General features: G+C 72.7%; 16 protein-coding genes, 1 pseudogene and 1 riboswitch. Of the genes and pseudogenes, 10 read left to right on the top strand and 7 right to left on the bottom strand.

Translation table 11 applies throughout. The features are described 5' to 3' along the window. Positions 1-21 precede the first annotated feature (21 nt). Entirely contained in the window at positions 22-936 is a 915-nt protein-coding gene (locus IPZ69_RS11145; protein WP_235453892.1) for a LysR family transcriptional regulator, read from the bottom strand. 102 nt (positions 937-1,038) lie between these two features. Here IPZ69_RS11145 and IPZ69_RS11140 point away from each other — a divergent pair, with 102 nt between their 5' ends. After that, the gene (locus IPZ69_RS11140) at positions 1,039-1,656 is read left to right on the top strand and encodes a LysE family translocator (RefSeq protein WP_235453891.1); all 618 of its coding nucleotides are present in this window, start codon (positions 1,039-1,041) and stop codon (positions 1,654-1,656) included. 75 nt (positions 1,657-1,731) lie between these two features. On the opposite strand, the gene IPZ69_RS11135 is transcribed toward IPZ69_RS11140, so the two are convergent. The 3 genes from IPZ69_RS11135 to IPZ69_RS11125 all read right to left on the bottom strand — a co-directional run bounded on the left by IPZ69_RS11135 (position 1,732) and on the right by IPZ69_RS11125 (position 3,712). Beyond that, the gene (locus IPZ69_RS11135; RefSeq protein ID WP_235453890.1) at positions 1,732-2,205 is read right to left on the bottom strand and encodes a C40 family peptidase; all 474 of its coding nucleotides are present in this window, start codon (positions 2,203-2,205) and stop codon (positions 1,732-1,734) included. A gap of 3 nt (positions 2,206-2,208) precedes the next feature. Further along, a riboswitch (cyclic di-AMP (ydaO/yuaA leader) is annotated at positions 2,209-2,417 on the bottom strand. A 343-nt stretch (positions 2,418-2,760) separates the two neighbouring features. Next, the gene (locus tag IPZ69_RS11130) at positions 2,761-3,069 is read right to left on the bottom strand and encodes a hypothetical protein (RefSeq protein WP_235453889.1); all 309 of its coding nucleotides are present in this window, start codon (positions 3,067-3,069) and stop codon (positions 2,761-2,763) included. Between the two features lie 7 nt (positions 3,070-3,076). After that, entirely contained in the window at positions 3,077-3,712 is a 636-nt protein-coding gene (locus IPZ69_RS11125; RefSeq protein WP_235453888.1) for an ATP-dependent Clp protease proteolytic subunit, read from the bottom strand. A 128-nt stretch (positions 3,713-3,840) separates the two neighbouring features. On the opposite strand from IPZ69_RS11125, the gene IPZ69_RS11120 reads away from it, so the two are divergent. Then, the gene (locus IPZ69_RS11120) at positions 3,841-4,119 is read left to right on the top strand and encodes a type II toxin-antitoxin system Phd/YefM family antitoxin (RefSeq protein WP_235453887.1); all 279 of its coding nucleotides are present in this window, start codon (positions 3,841-3,843) and stop codon (positions 4,117-4,119) included. Here the strand turns inward: IPZ69_RS11120 and IPZ69_RS47725 are convergent. Next, positions 4,022-4,522 (bottom strand): annotated as a pseudogene (locus IPZ69_RS47725) (hypothetical protein); the annotation flags it as partial. The gene IPZ69_RS11120 and the pseudogene IPZ69_RS47725 overlap by 98 nt on opposite strands. Before the next feature lie 199 nt (positions 4,523-4,721). On the opposite strand from IPZ69_RS47725, the gene IPZ69_RS11110 reads away from it, so the two are divergent. The 7 genes from IPZ69_RS11110 (at position 4,722) to IPZ69_RS11080 (ending at position 10,995) form a co-directional block, all read left to right on the top strand. Further along, a complete protein-coding gene (locus IPZ69_RS11110; protein ID WP_235453886.1) occupies positions 4,722-5,024 on the top strand; it encodes an urease subunit gamma in 303 nt (100 codons plus the stop codon). A 13-nt stretch (positions 5,025-5,037) separates the two neighbouring features. Next, complete coding sequence (locus IPZ69_RS11105) at positions 5,038-5,349, top strand: urease subunit beta (RefSeq protein WP_235453885.1); 312 nt, start codon at positions 5,038-5,040, stop codon at positions 5,347-5,349. Continuing rightward, positions 5,342-7,063, top strand: a complete 1,722-nt coding sequence (locus IPZ69_RS11100) for an urease subunit alpha (protein WP_235453884.1) — start codon at positions 5,342-5,344, stop codon at positions 7,061-7,063. The genes IPZ69_RS11105 and IPZ69_RS11100 overlap by 8 nt, the downstream gene beginning before the upstream one ends. Positions 7,064-7,072: 9 nt before the next feature. After that, positions 7,073-7,747, top strand: coding sequence for an urease accessory protein UreF (locus IPZ69_RS11095; protein ID WP_235453883.1), 675 nt, complete (start codon positions 7,073-7,075; stop codon positions 7,745-7,747). Positions 7,748-7,837: 90 nt separating this feature from the next. Further along, positions 7,838-8,515, top strand: coding sequence for an urease accessory protein UreG (gene ureG, locus IPZ69_RS11090; protein WP_235453882.1), 678 nt, complete (start codon positions 7,838-7,840; stop codon positions 8,513-8,515). Next, positions 8,512-9,270, top strand: coding sequence for an urease accessory protein UreD (locus tag IPZ69_RS11085; RefSeq protein WP_235453881.1), 759 nt, complete (start codon positions 8,512-8,514; stop codon positions 9,268-9,270). The genes ureG and IPZ69_RS11085 overlap by 4 nt, the downstream gene beginning before the upstream one ends. Before the next feature lie 129 nt (positions 9,271-9,399). Next, entirely contained in the window at positions 9,400-10,995 is a 1,596-nt protein-coding gene (locus IPZ69_RS11080; RefSeq protein ID WP_235453880.1) for an alpha/beta hydrolase, read from the top strand. An 80-nt stretch (positions 10,996-11,075) separates the two neighbouring features. Here the strand turns inward: IPZ69_RS11080 and IPZ69_RS11075 are convergent, their stop codons facing one another. Together IPZ69_RS11075 and IPZ69_RS11070 are read right to left on the bottom strand one after the other, a co-directional pair. Beyond that, positions 11,076-11,801, bottom strand: coding sequence for a lysophospholipid acyltransferase family protein (locus IPZ69_RS11075; protein ID WP_235453879.1), 726 nt, complete (start codon positions 11,799-11,801; stop codon positions 11,076-11,078). A gap of 295 nt (positions 11,802-12,096) precedes the next feature. Then, positions 12,097-15,276: a patatin-like protein gene (locus IPZ69_RS11070; RefSeq protein WP_235453878.1), complete on the bottom strand. Its 3,180-nt coding sequence runs from the start codon at positions 15,274-15,276 to the stop codon at positions 12,097-12,099. A gap of 133 nt (positions 15,277-15,409) precedes the next feature. Here IPZ69_RS11070 and IPZ69_RS11065 point away from each other — a divergent pair, with 133 nt between their 5' ends. Further along, positions 15,410-15,808 carry a DUF6153 family protein gene (locus IPZ69_RS11065; RefSeq protein WP_235453877.1) on the top strand — a complete coding sequence of 133 codons (399 nt, stop codon included), beginning with the start codon at positions 15,410-15,412 and terminating at the stop codon, positions 15,806-15,808. Positions 15,809-15,859 lie beyond the last annotated feature (51 nt).

The following is a 15,859-nucleotide window of genomic DNA, read 5'->3' as shown; positions in this document are numbered from 1 at the left end:
GGGCCGGCAGGACCTCTGGCGTCAGCCCTGTCGTGCGCGACCGAACGCGCCCCGCAGCAGCGCCCGGAAGGCGTCCGCGGCCGGGGCCACCTCGTCGGCCCGGTGGGCGACCGAGATCGTACGGCGCAGTTCTCCCGCCGCCAACGGCCGTACCCCGACCGGAGTGACCGCCGTCCGCGCCACCATCTCCGGTACCACCGCCACGCCGAGTCCCGCGCTCACGAGCGCGCACACCACCGCATACCCGGGAGTCGGGACCAGCACGGACGGCGTGGCCCCCGCCGCCGCCAGCAAGGACTCGACGCCCTGCCGGGCCGGATTGTGCGGCGCCATGCTGATCAGCGGCTGGCCGGCCAGCTCGGACAGCGGCAGCCGGGCGGAACCCTCGCTCAGGACGTGCCCCGGAGCGGTCACCAGGACCAGCTCCTCCTCCAGCACCGGCTCCAGACCGACCGAGGACGGCACCGGCCACGGCTCCGCCGGGTGGTATGCGTGCGTCAGCGCCAGGTCCACCTCCCCGGCCGCGACCGCGGCCACCCCGGCCGGCGGATCGTAGTCCGCCACCGACAGCTCCACGTCCGGATGCGCCCGGCGGAACGCGCTGAGCGCCGGCGGCAGCAGATGGATCCCGGCCGTCGGAAAGGTGCCGAGCCTGAGCGTGCCGCCCGAGAGCCCGGCCAGCCGGGCCAGTTCGTGCCGGGCGCGCTCCAGCTCGTCCAGGACCCGGCGCGCCCGCGCCACCAGCAGCTCGCCCGCGTCCGTCAGCCGCGCTCCGCGGTGGTGGCGGACCAGCAGCGCCGTGCCCGCCTCCCGCTCCAGCTTGGCCAGCTGCTGAGACAGCGCGGGGGTCGTGTAGCCGAGCCGCTCGGCGGCCCGCGTGATGGAACCCGCCTCCGCCACCGCGACCAGCGCGGCGAGCCGTGTGGGGTCGTACATGCCCGGCCGCCCGTCTGCCGTCCCGTGCCTAAAGAGATGCTTAAGGCTAACCCAGAGGATTCGACATACCTGCTGAAGGCTGTGCTCCGGCAGGCTGAGCCCATGGACCGACAGCTCATCGCCTTCACCGGGGTCGCCGCCGGCATGGTCGCCATGCCGGGTGCCGACTTCACCGTCGTCGTACGCAACGCACTGGTCTCCCGCCGCGCGGGCGTGGCCTGCGCGCTGGGCATCGCGGGCGGGCTGCTCGTGCACACGACGCTGGTGGTCGCGGGGGTCGCCGCGGTCCTGGTGGCCGTGCCGGCGCTGTTCCGGACCCTGCAACTGCTGGGCGGCGCCTACGTCCTGTATCTCGGCGTACGGACCCTGTGGGCGCTGCGGGGGCCGGTGGAGGAGCCCGAGGCGCTCTCGGCGGCGGCCACGCACCCCGTGCGGCAGGGGTTCGTCACCAACGCCCTCAACCCCAAGGTCTCGCTGACCTTCCTCAGTCTGCTGCCCCAGTTCGTGCCCGCGGGGAGCCCCGCGCTGCCCAGGACCCTGCTGCTCGCCCTGATCGTGATCGGGCTGACCCTCGTGTGGTTCCCGACGGTCGCGCTGCTCGTCGACCGGCTCGGCGGGTGGCTGCGCCGGCCGCGGGCCGCCCGGGCCCTGCGGACGGGGACCGGCCTGGCGCTGACGGTTCTGGGCGGGGCCCTGCTGCTCGAACCGTACGTGTCGTGACCTGACCGCACGTCATCTCGGGCCAGGCCCCGAGGGGGTGACGGCACGTCAGTCGCCGCCACCCCCTCGGGCAGGTCAGCTGACCCGGCCGTACCAGACGCTCCTCGTCCAGATCTTCTGGAGCTTCACCACGTCCCCGGTCTTCGGGGCGTGCCAGATCTTCCCCTTCCCGGCGTAGATGCCGACGTGGTAGACGCTGGAGCCGTAGTGGAAGAACACCAGGTCTCCGGCCTTGCGGTTCCTGGCCGAGACGTGGTGCGTCCTGTTGTACTGCTGGGCGGCCGTGCGGGGCAGGGTCTTGCCCGCCTTCTTGTACGAGTACAGCGTCAGCCCGGAGCAGTCGAACCTGCGCGGCCCCGTGGCGCCCCACTTGTACGGGGCACCCTTCTTGGAGGCCGCGACCTGGAGTGCCTTCGTCGCCATGGTCGCCGCCGAGGCGTCGGCGGCGAAGCCCGGGACCACGATCGAGCCGCCCACGGCGGCGATGGTGAGGGCCGAGGCCGTACCGGCCCGGGCCATGAGCGACGGGACACGATTGAGCGCAGTCATGCGCAACCCTTCGTCAGCCGCCTGTGAAGGATGACCTGTCGGATTCGGGCTGGCGAAGTTGCCCGGCCGCGTTGCCGCGGCTTCACCCCAAGGGCTGCTCGGAACGAACAAACAGACGAAGAACGTCCGTTCCGGCGACCCGTCTTGCTCGGGTCCTCCACTCCTGCCGATCCACTCCTGTCGACCGGTCATCCGGGCGGCGGCAGGACTCGGCGTCCGCCCGGACCGCCCCGCCGTTGTGGCGGGGGCTTGTCGTCAGACAGGGATCTTCACTCACAGGTGTCCGAAAATCCCAATGGAATCGGGGATTTGTGGTGTTACTCACCACTCACCCGTTCGGGTGGACAGTGCTGTGTTCGAGTCATGGTCCAGTGGGTCACGAGGCCCCGGACCAGCGCGAAAGCGCCTCACGACACCTCTCGGGCAAGCGCGTTGCGCAACCCTGACGGTCGAGTGAAAGGACGCGCCGCTACGCCGAACGGGGGTACGTCATTTGGATCGTTTCGACCGGACCGCGCACGTGTCGACGGACAGCCGCGCGGTCAACCCACGCCGTCAGCAGGTGTCGTCGGGCGGCACGGCGAGGCGGGCGGTGCGTCGTTCGCCGTCGAGCACCCGCAACGCCCGTGCCAGAGTGGCCGCGTGCACCTCCGCCTCGCCCCTTCGGTGCATCAGGGCCAGCGCGTCGCGCAAGTCCGTGGCCTTGGCGACCAGCGCCTGGGCCGCCCGCAGTCCACGGTACGTGTCCCCGTGCCGGCCCGGGTTGATCCGGCCGAGCAGATCGACCACGTCCAGGTATCGGTCGATCAACTCGCCCTCGGCACGGGTCAGCGCGGGCAGCGGCGGAAGTTCCGGTGGCAGCATCGGCGGCTCACCTCGCGTCCGGCGTGCCGCGCGAGGCCCTGCGGCTCGGGATGATCCCGTCCACCAGCCCGTACTCCAGCGCTCCTTGCGCGTCGAGCACCATGTCCCGCTCCAGGTCCTCGTGCACCTGCTCCGGGTCGCGGCCCGTGTGCCGGGCGAGCATCTCTTCGAGGAGGGCGCGGACCCGGGTCAACTCCTCGGCCTGGATGACGAGGTCGCTCGGCTGGCCCTGCACCGGCTCGGGCAGGGACGGCTGCCGGAGCAGCATGCGCGCGCCCGGCAGCGTGAACCGCTTGCCCGGTGTGCCGGCCGCGAGCAACAGCGCGGCGCAGGAACCCGTCTGGCCCAAGCAGATCGTCTCCACGTCGCAGGTGACGTACCGCATCGTGTCGTAGATCGCCGCCGCCGCGCTGAAGGAGCCGCCGGGGGAGTTGACGTACAGCGAGATGTCCCGGTCGGGGTTGTCGTGCTCCAGGTGCATGAACTGTGCCATCACGTCGTTGGCCGACGTGTCGTCGATGGGTGTGCCGAGGAAGACGATCCGCTCCTGAAGGAGCTTGGAGTACGGATCGAGCGTGCGGTGGCCGGTGCTCGTGCGCTCGGTGAACTCGGGCAGGACATAGCGGGCGGACGGTCGGGTCATGGCATACCCCTCCTGTCGGCAGAGCCGTCTCCGGCAGAGCTGTCTGTAAAAAATGTACAGGACGTACAGACTCTTGGGATGGCTGTCCTCGGGGCGGTGTGTCCGGGGGAGCCCCGTAAGCTGTGGGTATGGCCTACGAGATTCCGGTGACTCAAGCCAGGGCTGAGCTCGCCGACCTGATCAACCGGGTGGTGTACGGCGGTGAGCGTGTCGTCGTGACCCGGCACGGCAAGCCTCTCGTCGCCCTCGTCTCCGCCGCCGACCTCGAACGGCTGGAGGAGCTCCAGGAGCCCGCCGAGGAGCCGGTGATCAGCTCGGTCTCCGGCGTCCGCGACCCCGCCCCCGCGTCCCGCGAACGCAGGCGCTTCGGCATCGCCGCCGAGCACCGGGGGTCCAACGGGGCCTAGGGGTACGGCTCTCCGGGCCGACGCGATGCTCGTGGCGCGGGACCGCAGCGCTGCCGGCCAGTGCGGCGCCCAGGCCGAGGGCGGGGGGCGGCCGCCGCGCCGTCGAAGAACGACACCGAGCCCAGCAGGGTCGCGCCCGCGCCCAGCGGCAGCCACTGGCCGATCGTCCCGACGGCCTCGGTCGGCACCTGCGGGGCCGAGGTGGCGCCCGAGAACGGGTTGCCGAATACCACCACCCGCGCAGCCCGAGCAGGGTCCTCACCGCGCCCGCCGCTGTGGCGGCCGGGGCCAGCGGTAGCACGCTCGCCGTGAGGGCGCTGCCGCGCGGGTCCGTCGCGGGGGCGGCCACCATGCCGACGCTCGGCACGGGGGTACCCTCGGCCGCCGCCTGTCGGCGAACCGCCCGAGGGAACCCTGAAGGGCGGGACTGAGGGCGTTGACGGGCCTGCGCGCACCGCGCACCGGTGACCGAGGGATCACAGCTTGGTTAACGTGCTCGAAACTCGGTCCAACTAGCCTGCCGCATCACGCCACCAGGGACTTTGCCCCGGGGCGCGGCATCCGGACCCCGCACGGTCCGGGCGAGGACGGTGAGGTGGGACGTGCAACTGACCCCGCACGAGCAAGAACGGCTGCTGATCCACGTGGCGGCCGACGTGGCCGACAAGCGCCGGGCCCGGGGCCTCAGGCTGAACCACCCCGAGTCGGTCGCGCTCATCACGTCGCACATCCTCGAAGGCGCGCGCGACGGACGTACCGTCGCCGAACTGATGGCCTCCGGCCGCACGTTGCTCACCCGGGACGACGTCATGGAGGGCATCCCCGAGATGATCCACGACGTCCAGGTGGAGGCGACCTTCCCGGACGGCACCAAGCTCGTCACCGTCCACGACCCGATCGTATGACGGGGAGGCCGTCGTGATTCCCGGAGAGATCCTCTTCGCCGACGAGCCGATCGTCTGCAACGAGGGCCGCGAGGTCACTCGCCTGACCGTGCTCAACGCCGCCGACCGGCCCGTCCAGGTCGGCTCCCACTACCACTTCGCCGAGGCCAACCCCGGCCTGGAGTTCGACCGCGCCGCCGCGCGCGGGCTGCGGCTGAACGTCGCCGCCGGCACCGCCGTGCGCTTCGAGCCCGGCATCCCCGTCGACGTCGAACTCGTACCGCTGGCCGGCGCCCGCGTCGTGCCCGGACTGCGCGGGGAGACCGGAGGTGCCCTCGATGCCTGAGCTCTCCCGCGCCGCGTACGCCGACCTGTTCGGGCCGACCACCGGCGACCGGATCCGGCTCGCCGACACCGACCTGCTCGTCGAGATCGAGGAGGACCGCTGCGGCGGGCCCGGACTCGCCGGTGACGAGGCCGTGTTCGGCGGTGGCAAGGTCATCCGGGAGTCCATGGGCCAGTCGCGCGCCACCCGCGCCGACGGCACCCCCGACACCGTGATCACCGGTGTCGTCGTCATCGACCACTGGGGGATCGTCAAGGCCGACGTCGGCATCCGCGACGGCCGGATCGCCGGCATCGGCAAGGCGGGCAACCCCGACACCATGGACGGCGTGCACCCGGATCTGGTCATCGGCCCGGAGACCGAGGTGATCGCCGGCAACGGACGGATCCTGACCGCGGGCGCCATCGACGCGCACGTCCACTTCATCTGCCCGCAGATCGCGGACGAGGCGCTCTCCGCCGGCATCACCACCCTGGTCGGCGGCGGCACCGGGCCCGCCGAGGGCTCCAAGGCGACCACCGTGACGCCCGGCCCCTGGCATCTGGCCCGGATGCTGGAGGCGATGGAGCGGTACCCGCTCAACATCGGCTTCCTCGGCAAGGGCAACACCGTCTCCCAGGAGGCGATGCTCTCGCAGATCCGCGGCGGTGCGCTGGGCCTCAAGCTGCACGAGGACTGGGGCTCCACCCCGGCCGTCATCGACGCCTCGCTGACCGTCGCCGACCGGACCGGCATCCAGGTCGCCATCCACACGGACACGCTGAACGAGGCCGGGTTCGTCGGCGACACCCTCGCCGCGATCGGCGGGCGCGGCATCCACGCGTACCACACGGAGGGCGCGGGCGGCGGGCACGCGCCGGACATCATGACCGTCGTCTCCGAGCCGCACGTGCTGCCCAGCTCGACGAATCCGACGCGGCCGTACACCGTCAACACCGCCGAGGAACACCTCGACATGCTGATGGTGTGTCATCACCTCAACCCTGCCGTGCCGGAGGATCTCGCCTTCGCCGAGTCCCGGATCCGGCCGTCCACCATCGGGGCGGAGGACATACTCCACGACCTGGGCGCCATCTCGATCATCTCGTCCGACTCCCAGGCCATGGGGCGGGTCGGCGAGGTCGTCCTGCGGACCTGGCAGACCGCGCACGTGATGAAGCGGCGGCGGGGCGCCCTGCCGGGGGACGGGCGCGCCGACAACCTGCGGGTGCGGCGGTACGTCGCCAAGTACACGATCAATCCGGCGCTCGCGCAGGGTCTCGCGCGGGAGGTGGGCTCCGTGGAGACCGGGAAGCTCGCCGACCTGGTGCTGTGGGAGCCCGCGTTCTTCGGTGTGAAGCCGCAGCTCGTCATCAAGGGCGGGCAGATCGCGTACGCGCAGATGGGCGACGCGAACGCCTCCATTCCGACGCCGCAGCCGATCCTGCCGCGTCCGATGTACGGGGCGATGGGGCGGGCGCCCGCGGCCAATTCGGTCAACTTCGTGGCGCCGCTGGCCGTCGAGGACGGGCTGCCGGAGCGGCTGCGGCTGGGCAAGCGCTTCGTCGCCATCGAGTCGACGCGCGGGGTGACGAAGGCCGAGATGAAGGAGAACGACGCGCGGCCGCGGGTCCAGGTCGACCCCGACAGCTTCGCCGTACGCATCGACGGGGAGCTGGTCGAGGCGGCACCGGCCGCCGAACTTCCCATGGCCCAGCGTTACTTCCTCTTCTGAGGGGGCGAGATGGCACGGGCAGCGCTACTGGTCCTGGCCGACGGCCGCTTTCCCGCCGGGGGGCACGCGCACTCCGGCGGGGCGGAGGCGGCCGTCCGCGCCGGGCGGATCACCGGGGCCGCGAACCTGGAGGACTTCTGCCGGGGCCGGCTGCACACGGCGGGGCTCGTCGCGGCCTCGATCGCCGCGGCGGCCGTACTCGGGCTGGATCCCGGGGAGTTGGACGCGGCGGCGGACGCGCGGACGCCCTCGCCGGCGTTGCGGGGTGCCGCGCGGCGGCTCGGGCGGCAGTTGACGCGGGCGGCGCGGGCGACCTGGCCCTCGGCCGAACTGGACGCCCTGGCAGGGGAGTTCCCCAAGGGGGCGCATCAGCCGGTGGTGCTCGGGCTCACGGCACGGGCGGCGGGGCTGGGGGCGGACGACGCGGCGTACTGCGCGGCGTACGAGAGCGTCAGTGGGCCCGCGACGGCGGCGGTGCGGTTGCTGAGTCTCGATCCGTTCGATGCGGCCGGGGTGTTGGCGCGGTTGGCCGGGGAGGTGGACCGGGTGGTGGACCAGGCCGTGGAGGCGGGGCGGCGGGCATCGGTCGACGGGGTGGATGTGTTGCCCGCGGCTTCCGGGCCGGTGTTGGAGGTCAGCGCGGAGGCTCATGCGGCGTGGGCTGTCCGGCTGTTCGCTTCGTAGGTGCCCGGCGCCGGACTCGGTGGGTCGAGACGCCGGCCCACGGGATTCGGGCCTTTCCAGGAATCACGTCAGCTCGTACAGGAGCCGTACATGCATATCGATCACGTTCAGCACGGTCCCGCCGTCATGAGTGCCGATGCTCGTCGTCCCGACGGGGCCCGGCGGGCGTTGCGGATCGGGCTCGGGGGGCCCGTGGGGTCCGGGAAGACCGCCACCGTCGCGGCGCTGTGCCGGGTGTTGCGGGAGGAACTGTCGCTCGCTGTCGTCACGAACGACATCTACACCCGCGAGGACGCCGAGTTCCTGTTGCGTGAGGCCGTGCTGCCGCCCGAGCGGATCGCGGCCGTGGAGACGGGGGCCTGCCCGCACACGGCGATCCGGGACGACATCTCCGCGAACCTCGAAGCGGTCGAGGACCTGGAGGACGAGGTCGGGCCGCTGGACCTGATCCTCGTGGAGTCCGGCGGGGACAACCTCACCGCGACCTTCTCCAGAGGACTCGTCGACGCGCAGATCTTCGTGATCGACGTGGCCGGCGGGGACGACATCCCGCGCAAGGGCGGGCCCGGGGTGACCACGGCCGACCTGCTGGTCGTGAACAAGACCGACCTCGCGCCGTACGTCGGCTCCGACCTCGCGCGGATGGCGGCGGACGCGAAGGCGCAGCGGGCCGAACTGCCGGTTGTCTTCCAGTCGTTGCGCGGCGGGACCGGGGTGGCGGACGTGGCCGACTGGGTGCGCGGGCGGCTCGCCGCGTGGACGGCATGACCGCGACCGGGGTACGGGCCGTCGCGCGGATCGTCGCGCGGGCGGACGGGCGCGGCGGCACCTCGCTGCCCGTGCTGCGAGGGGAGGGGCCGCTCGCGCTCCGCCGGACGAGGGCGGGCGGTGACGAGGCCCGGGTCATGCTGGTGGGGGCGATGAGCGGGCCGCTCGGCGGGGACCGCTTCGCCGTCGCGGCGGAGGTGGGACAGGGGGCCCGGTTGGAGGTCCGGTCCGCCGCCGCCACCCTCGCGCTGCCGGGGCAGGCGAAGGGCGAGGCGCACTACGACGTCCGGCTCGACGTCGCCGACGAAGGGGAACTGCGGTGGCTGCCCGAGCCGTTGATCTCGGCGGCGGGGAGCGACCTGCGGGTCACCACCCGGGTCGAGCTCGCCGGCGGTGCGCGGCTCGTGTTCCGCGAGGAGCAGGTGCTGGGGCGGGTGGGTGAGCAACCCGGACGGCTCGGCAGTCGTCTTACGGTGCGGGTGGCGGGGCGGACCGTGCTCGATCAGGAGCTGGCCTGCGGACCCGGTGCGCCGGGCGGCTGGGACGGGCCCGCCGTGCTCGCCGGGCATCGGGCCGTGGGGCAACTTGTGGTCGTACGGCAGGAGTTCGAGGAGGAGCCGGCGGCCGCGCGGATGCTGGGGGAGTGCGCTGCGCTGGTGCCGCTCGCGGGGCCCGCCGTGCTGGTGACCGCTCTGGCGTCCGACGGGCTGCGGTTGCGGCGGGTGCTGGACGAGGCACTGGCACTGATCGGTTGATTCCGCTCAGCGGGACATGATCATCCGGTTATCGGATTGGTAAAGAAGGTCGACGACCCCTGTTCTCAGGCTCTTCACAGCCGCGAGGATCCCGGTGACCATCCGCAACCATGCACGGGAGGGGCCCACTTGAGGGACATCAGACCGAAGAACCGCGCGCTGACGCTCGGTTCGGCCGGAGTCCTCGTCACGGCCACGCTGATAACCGGCGCCCTCGCGGCGCCCACGGCCAGCGCCGACAGCCGGCCCGGCCAGGACCGGGAGGCCCGCGGCGCCACGATCGCCGCCGCGCGGGCCGCGAAGGCGGGCATCGACTGGCAGGACTGCCCGGCCGACTGGGGGCTGGAGAAGCCGATCCAGTGCGGCTGGGTCACCGTGCCGCTCGACTACGCGAAGCCGTTCGGCAAGCAGATCAAGCTCGCCGTCGACCGCATCGGCAGCACCGGGACGAAGTCGGAGCGCCAGGGCGCGCTCATCTACAACCCGGGCGGCCCCGGCGGCTCCGGCCTGCGGTTCCCGCGCCGGGTCACCACCAAGAACCCCCTGTGGGTCAACACCTCCAAGGCGTACGACTTCGTGGGCTTCGACCCGCGCGGCGTCGGCCACTCCACGCCGATCTCCTGCATCGACCCGCAGGAGTTCGTCAAGGCGCCCAAGATGGACCCGGTGCCGGACACCGAGGCCGACAAGAAGGCCCAGCGCAAGCTGGCCCGCGAGTACGCCGACGGCTGCTACGAGCGCAGCGGCACGATGCTGCCGCACATGACCACGCCGAACACCGCACGCGACCTGGACGTCATCCGGGCCGCGCTCGGCGAGAAGAAGCTCAACTACCTGGGCGTCTCCTACGGCACCTACCTCGGCGCCGTCTACGGCACGCTGTTCCCGGGCCACGTCCGCCGGATGATCGTGGACAGCGTGGTCGACCCGGCGCGCGAGAACATCTGGTACCAGGCCAACCTGAACCAGGACATCGCCTTCGAGGGCCGCTGGAAGGACTGGGAGGACTGGGTCGCCGCCAACGACGCCGCCTTCCACCTCGGCACGACTCGCGACGCCGTCCAGGCCAAGTGGCTCGAACTGCGCGCGACCGCCAAGAAGAACCCCATCGGCGGGGTCGTCGGCCCGGCCGAGCTGATCTCCTTCTTCCAGAGCGCCCCGTACTACGACTCCTCGTGGGTGCCGGTCGCCACCGTCTTCAGCAAGTACGTGGCCGGTGACACCCAGGCACTCGTCGACGCGGCCTCGCCCGACCTGTCCGACACCGCGGGCAACATCTCCGCGGAGAACGGCAACGCCGTCTACACGGCCGTCGAGTGCACCGACGCCAAGTGGCCCACCAGCTGGAAGAAGTGGGACCGGGACAACACGAAGCTCAACAAGGACTACCCGTTCATGACCTGGGCCAACGCATGGATGAACCTGCCGTGCGCCACCTGGCCGGTCAAGCAGCAGACCCCGGTGAACGTCAAGACCCACAAGGGTCTGCCGCCGGTCCTCATCGTGCAGTCCACGCGTGACGCGGCCACCCCGTACCCGGGCGCCGTCTCACTGCACCAGCGCTTCAAGGGCTCCCGCCTGATCACCGAGAAGGGCGCGGGCTCGCACGGCGTGACCGGCCTGGTCAACCCGTGCATCAACAGCCGGGTCGACGCCTACCTGATCGACGGCAAGGTCGACACCGCCGACGTGACCTGCGCGCCGCACGCGACGCCCAAGCCGTAACCACGTCCGGTACACGAGCGAGGGGCGGCCGGAACTCCGGCCGCCCCTTCCTCTTCGTCCGCGCCCGTCGAGCGCGAGGCTCAACCGAGCGGCGCCCGCGGGAATCTGCGTTCCCGTTCGCCCTTCGAGGCGGTCTCCTCCGCCTTGACGACCGCCGCGTACTGGTCGACGTACTCCTGCTCCGAGAGCGTCAGGATCGCGTACATGATCTCGTCGGTGACGGCGCGCAGGATCGCCTTCTCGTTCTCCATTCCGGCGTAGCGGGAGAAGTCGAGGGGCTTGCCGAAGCGGATGACGACCGGGTGGACGTTCGGGATGACCTTGCCGGGCGGCTGCGCCTCGAAGGTGCCGATCATCGCGCAGGGGACGACCGGGACCCCGGCCTTCAGCGCCATCACGGCGACCCCGACCTTGCCCTTGTAGAGCCGGCCGTCGTGCGAGCGCGTGCCCTCCGGGTAGATGCCGAGCAACTCGCCCTTGCGCAGCACCCCGAGACCCTCGCGGATCGCCGCCTGGCCCGCGTCCTTGCCGGAGCGGTCGACCGGGATCTGGCCCGCGCTGCGGAAGAAGGCCGCGGTCAGACGGCCCTTGATGCCCGGTCCGGTGAAGTACTCGGCCTTGGCGAGGAAGGTGATGCGCCGCTTGAGCATCGCCGGCATCAGGAAGTGGTCCGAGAACGAGAGGTGGTTGCCGGCGACGATGGCCGGCCCCGACGCCGGCACGTTGTCCAGGCCCTCTATTCGCGGCCGGAAGAACAGTCTCAACAAGGGACCCAACAACACATGTTTCAGCAGGTAGTAGAACAAAGGGGGTCGCTCCTCACTCCGGTGGATCTCCTGAGCCGCCGTGTTCTCGCAGGTCAACCGGCGCGTGATGGGGTGCCAGTGTAGGGGCAGGCACAGCGGGCCGGAACCGTCGCGGACGTCGGTCGCCGGACCACACTCGTCTCCGTCGCGGCCGTGGGGCAACCCGAAGCCGCAGGCTGGCGCGATAGCGGTGCTGAGTGGCAGGCGCGCGGGTCTTGCCGCCGGGCCGCCAGGTGTTCACCCGGCGCCCGACCCGGGCCCGGAGTCGGCCAACGGAGCGACGGCGGGGGCCCGTTCACGCCGTCGGAGTGCTCCGAACAGGCCGCTGAGCAGCAGCGCCAGGGCCACGAGCGCGCCCAGGGCGACGAGCGGGTGCCACCATGGCGCGCGCAGCCACGGCAGCGCGTGCCGGCCGAACGCCCCCACGTCGCCGTGGTCGTTGCCGAACAGCCAGCGGCGCCCGATCGGACAGGCGAGGAAGAAGACCGCCACCACGAGCGTGAACGTCCCCGCGCCGACCAGCACCTTGCGCCAGTGCGCGTAGCCGCCGAGCGCGAGCAGATAGCCGCCGATCAGCGCGAGCACCACGCCGGTCAGACCGAGCCAGGTGGCCTGCTGGAACATCGACAGCACGCCGACGACCAGCGCCACCAGCCCGATGAGGAGGGGCGGCCAGCGCGTCGGGGTCCGGCGCCGCGGCGGGCGAGCCGTCCAGCAGCGCCGTGGTGACCAGTCCGCGCTGTACGGGGGTCCAGGTGCCGTTCACCACCGCCGCCTCGGCGGTCCGGGCGGCCGCCTGGGCCCGGGCGGGGCGGCCCGCCGCGTCGAGCACCTGGGCGGCCCAGGTGTGGCCCCGTGCGGACGGTGTGGCCATCACCTCCCGTGCGAGGACCGGCAGTTCGACCTCGACGACGCACCGCTGCCAGGCTTTCGCCACCCACATCGACGTCAGGGGCAGGCTGCGCGGCAGGGGTGCGTCGCCGTCGTCGAGGAAGCCCAGCTCGCCCAGGACGTCCCGCTCGGTCAGCCGGATCCCGGATCCGTCGGCGGCCGTACCGACGACGTCGTCCGGGTCCGCGCCGGCCGCGAACAGCTCGCGCAACTTCCCGTAGAACCACTCGCCGCGGCTCCCGGTGGGCGGGTGCTCCGGTACGACGGTCAGGATCCGCCTCGGGTCGAGCAGGAGGTGCACCAGCCAGCCGGCGCCGTCCAGCCGGCCCCAGGTCCAGTCGTTGGCCCGCCAGGAGGACTTGTAGAAGGCGCCGAAGTGGTGCAGTTGGAGACCGGTGAGCTTCGAGGCCGCCGTCGCGCGGCGGTGTGCGAGGAGGCACCGGGTGTCGGCGCTGACCTGCACCAGCTCGACGGGCTGCTCGACCTCGGTGCCCACCGGGAGCACGGAGCGGGTCGCCACGTGCAGCTCGAACAGGGCGAGGGCCGTGCCGTCGGCGTGGGCGGGCAGGAAGTCGAAGTAGGCGAGGAGTTCCGCGGCGGCCCGCTGCCGTCGCCCCTCGGCGCTGCTGGGAGGGGACGGGACGCCGGTGGCGGGCGGGGCGAGGAGCGCGTCCGGGACGATGTCGCGCAGGACGACCACGGCCTCGGCGAGCCGCTCCCAGCCGTTCCGGAGGCGGGGATCCCGTCGGCCGTCGGACCCCGGCCCCGTGGCCGGTTCGGCGGGCTCGGGGGCGTACCGCTTCATCGCCTCGGCCGCCACGCGCGGGAGCGGCCAGCCGGCCGCGTACCCCTCGTCGAGCACCTCCTCGACCAGGTCCTCCAGGTTCGGCCGCGGCGGCGGCTCGTACGCCTCGTGCACCCGCTCCACGACATCGGCCAGCCGGTCGCGCCGGTCGGGGCAGCAGACGTGCGCCTCCCGGAGCAGGGCCAGCACCGTCGCCTTGGCGCCGTTGAACGGAGCCACGCCGAAGGCCGCCAGCCGTGGGTACAGGGCGGTGCCCTCGTCGCCGGGCTCCGGGAAGCGCCACCCCCGCGTCGTCTCGGTCACCGCGGCGGCCCGGCACTCCTCCTCGGCGCTGCGGCCCGGCCCCAGGGCGTCCAGCCAGGCGCGCGTCATCGCGCCGTACGGCCGTGTGGTCAGGGCGCGCATCAGGGCGGCGATCACGGGACGGGCCAGCCAGGCGCCCTCACGGCCGCGGAAGTCGTCGCGCATCGCGGGGCCGAGCAGCCCGCACCCCGGAGCCGGCGGGCCGGCCCCGTCGGCCGGGGCGCCCGTCGCCTCGGCCAGCCGCCGCCGGCACGCGGCCAGTTCCTCCTGGACCGTACGGCCCTGCGCGCCGAGCTCGGCCATGCGGCGCCGGGTGTCGCGCAGGGCGTCCATCCGGTCGTTGTGGTCGCGCAGTTCGGTCAGTTCGGCGCTGACGGACTGGTTGAGCGCGGCACCGAGGTCCTTGGCCAGGGCCTCGCCCAGGGTCCACGGCCGCTCGAAGGACTCCGGGGCGGGCGTGGGACGGGGGTCGGGCGCGCCGCCGGCCGTGGGAACGACGTAGAGCAGGACGCGCCGCACCTGGCGGGCGGCCGGACGCTCGAAGACGGCTCGCAGCAGCGGCCGGATCGGACGGTTCGCCAGCAGCCCGCCGTCCGCGACCCAGTGCGGGCGGGTGATGTTGGCGTACTGGCGCATCGGAGGGCGCTCGGGGGCGCCGGGCCGTCCCGGGATCGCCGTGTCGTACGGCAGGAACGAGGGCTCGAACGCGGCCGGGTACGAGGCGCTGCTGCGCGCCGCGAGCGCCACGGCCTGTTTGCCGCCCTCGTCGGCCAGTGCCTCCTCGTCGAAGACGAGCAGTCCCCGGTGGTCGTCGTCCTGGACCTGGGTGCCGTAGGAGTCGGTGAACCGGCCCGTCTCCCCGGTGAGCAGGGTGGTGGTGATGAGGACCCTGGTGGTCCTGGGCGGGCGGGGTGTGGCGTCGTCGTCCCCGGGGCCGGGAAGCGGGGGCGTGGACGACGCCCGTACGCCCAGATCGGCGATGCCGTCCACGAGTTCCTGGAACAGGACGCCGTCCCCCTGCAGCAGCGAGGGCGGCCGCTTCTCGTCGGGATCGCGCAGCAGGGTCTCGAACGCGCCGGAGGTCAGCCAGAAGTCGCGCAGCGGCCCGAGGTCCCAGGACCGGGCCCGTGCGAGCCCCAGCAGCGCGGCGTTGATGCCGCCCGCGCTGGTGCCGGACAGGATGTCGACGGAGACGGTGGTGTCCAGCAGGTCCAGCAGCCGCAGGTACAGCGCCTTCGCCCGCTCGTCGCCCGTCGCCGAGGCGGCCGCCTCGGGGAGCGCCGCGTCCTCGGGGAGGCCGTCGCGCCACCAGGCCGCCTGCTGGAGCAGGTTCAGCTCGCGCGCCACGCCGCCCATCCAGATCGCCAGGCTCACGCCGCCGGTCATCGCCGTGGCGATCCGCAGCTCCTGGGTGCCGGGCCCGAGTTTCAGCCTCGGCCTGCGGTCATCGAGTCCGGACTTCGTCGTACCGCGCATATCCCAGGTTCTTCCCACGCGACGCGCGACGCGCAGGGTTCGGCAGTACATATCACCCGATCGTGGCCCTCCGCTTTCCGTGCGGATGCGCCCGGTCGCGTCGCCCGCCGGCGCCCTGGCTACGATGGCCGGGATGATCGCAGCCGAGCACAGCGCACCGCGACCGCCCACGCGGCGGTGGCACGCGCTGCTCGTGCTGGGCCTGCTGGCCGGGTTGCTCGGTATGCACGCCCTGGCCCCCGGCGGCGCCGTCGAGCGAGCGGAGCACGTCCGTTCCGCGCACGCCGTGGCGACGCTCACCGCCGTCGACGACTGCCCCGACGAAGGGCACTGCGGCGGACACCACCTGCGGCACGCCGACGCGACGTGCGCGTCGGCCGCCGTGAGCGGGGGACCGCAGCTGCCCGCGCTGGTTCCCGACCCGGTGGCCGCGCCCGTACGGGCCGAACGCGCCCGCTCCCACCCGGCGACGGCACCGGACGGCGCACGCGCGCCACCGTCCCTGGCGGAACTCCAACTCCTGCGGATCTAGAAGCCGCGCCGACCGCACCGAGCCCCTGGCCGATGCGGTCCCACGCGTGCC

Source organism: Streptomyces olivochromogenes (genome assembly GCF_021538895.1).
Taxonomy (GTDB): domain Bacteria; phylum Actinomycetota; class Actinomycetes; order Streptomycetales; family Streptomycetaceae; genus Streptomyces; species Streptomyces olivochromogenes_A.
The sequence above is the reverse complement of the archived record's forward strand: the minus strand, read 5'-3'. Positions and strand labels throughout refer to the sequence as shown.

Excerpts from the sequence above, each read along its gene's own strand:
- IPZ69_RS11140 (WP_235453891.1), top strand. The coding sequence starts at position 1,039 with ATGGACCGACAGCTCATCGCCTTCACCGGGGTCGCCGCCGGCATGGTC.
- IPZ69_RS11085 (WP_235453881.1), top strand. The coding sequence starts at position 8,512 with ATGACCGCGACCGGGGTACGGGCCGTCGCGCGGATCGTCGCGCGGGCG.
- IPZ69_RS11070 (WP_235453878.1), bottom strand. The coding sequence starts at position 15,276 with ATGCGCGGTACGACGAAGTCCGGACTCGATGACCGCAGGCCGAGGCTG.
- IPZ69_RS11095 (WP_235453883.1), top strand. The coding sequence starts at position 7,073 with ATGGCACGGGCAGCGCTACTGGTCCTGGCCGACGGCCGCTTTCCCGCC.
- IPZ69_RS11145 (WP_235453892.1), bottom strand. The coding sequence starts at position 936 with ATGTACGACCCCACACGGCTCGCCGCGCTGGTCGCGGTGGCGGAGGCG.
- IPZ69_RS11135 (WP_235453890.1), bottom strand. The coding sequence starts at position 2,205 with ATGACTGCGCTCAATCGTGTCCCGTCGCTCATGGCCCGGGCCGGTACG.
- IPZ69_RS11100 (WP_235453884.1), top strand. The coding sequence starts at position 5,342 with ATGCCTGAGCTCTCCCGCGCCGCGTACGCCGACCTGTTCGGGCCGACC.
- IPZ69_RS11065 (WP_235453877.1), top strand. The coding sequence starts at position 15,410 with ATGATCGCAGCCGAGCACAGCGCACCGCGACCGCCCACGCGGCGGTGG.
- IPZ69_RS11120 (WP_235453887.1), top strand. The coding sequence starts at position 3,841 with ATGGCCTACGAGATTCCGGTGACTCAAGCCAGGGCTGAGCTCGCCGAC.
- ureG (WP_235453882.1), top strand. The coding sequence starts at position 7,838 with ATGCATATCGATCACGTTCAGCACGGTCCCGCCGTCATGAGTGCCGAT.
- IPZ69_RS11125 (WP_235453888.1), bottom strand. The coding sequence starts at position 3,712 with ATGACCCGACCGTCCGCCCGCTATGTCCTGCCCGAGTTCACCGAGCGC.
- IPZ69_RS11130 (WP_235453889.1), bottom strand. The coding sequence starts at position 3,069 with ATGCTGCCACCGGAACTTCCGCCGCTGCCCGCGCTGACCCGTGCCGAG.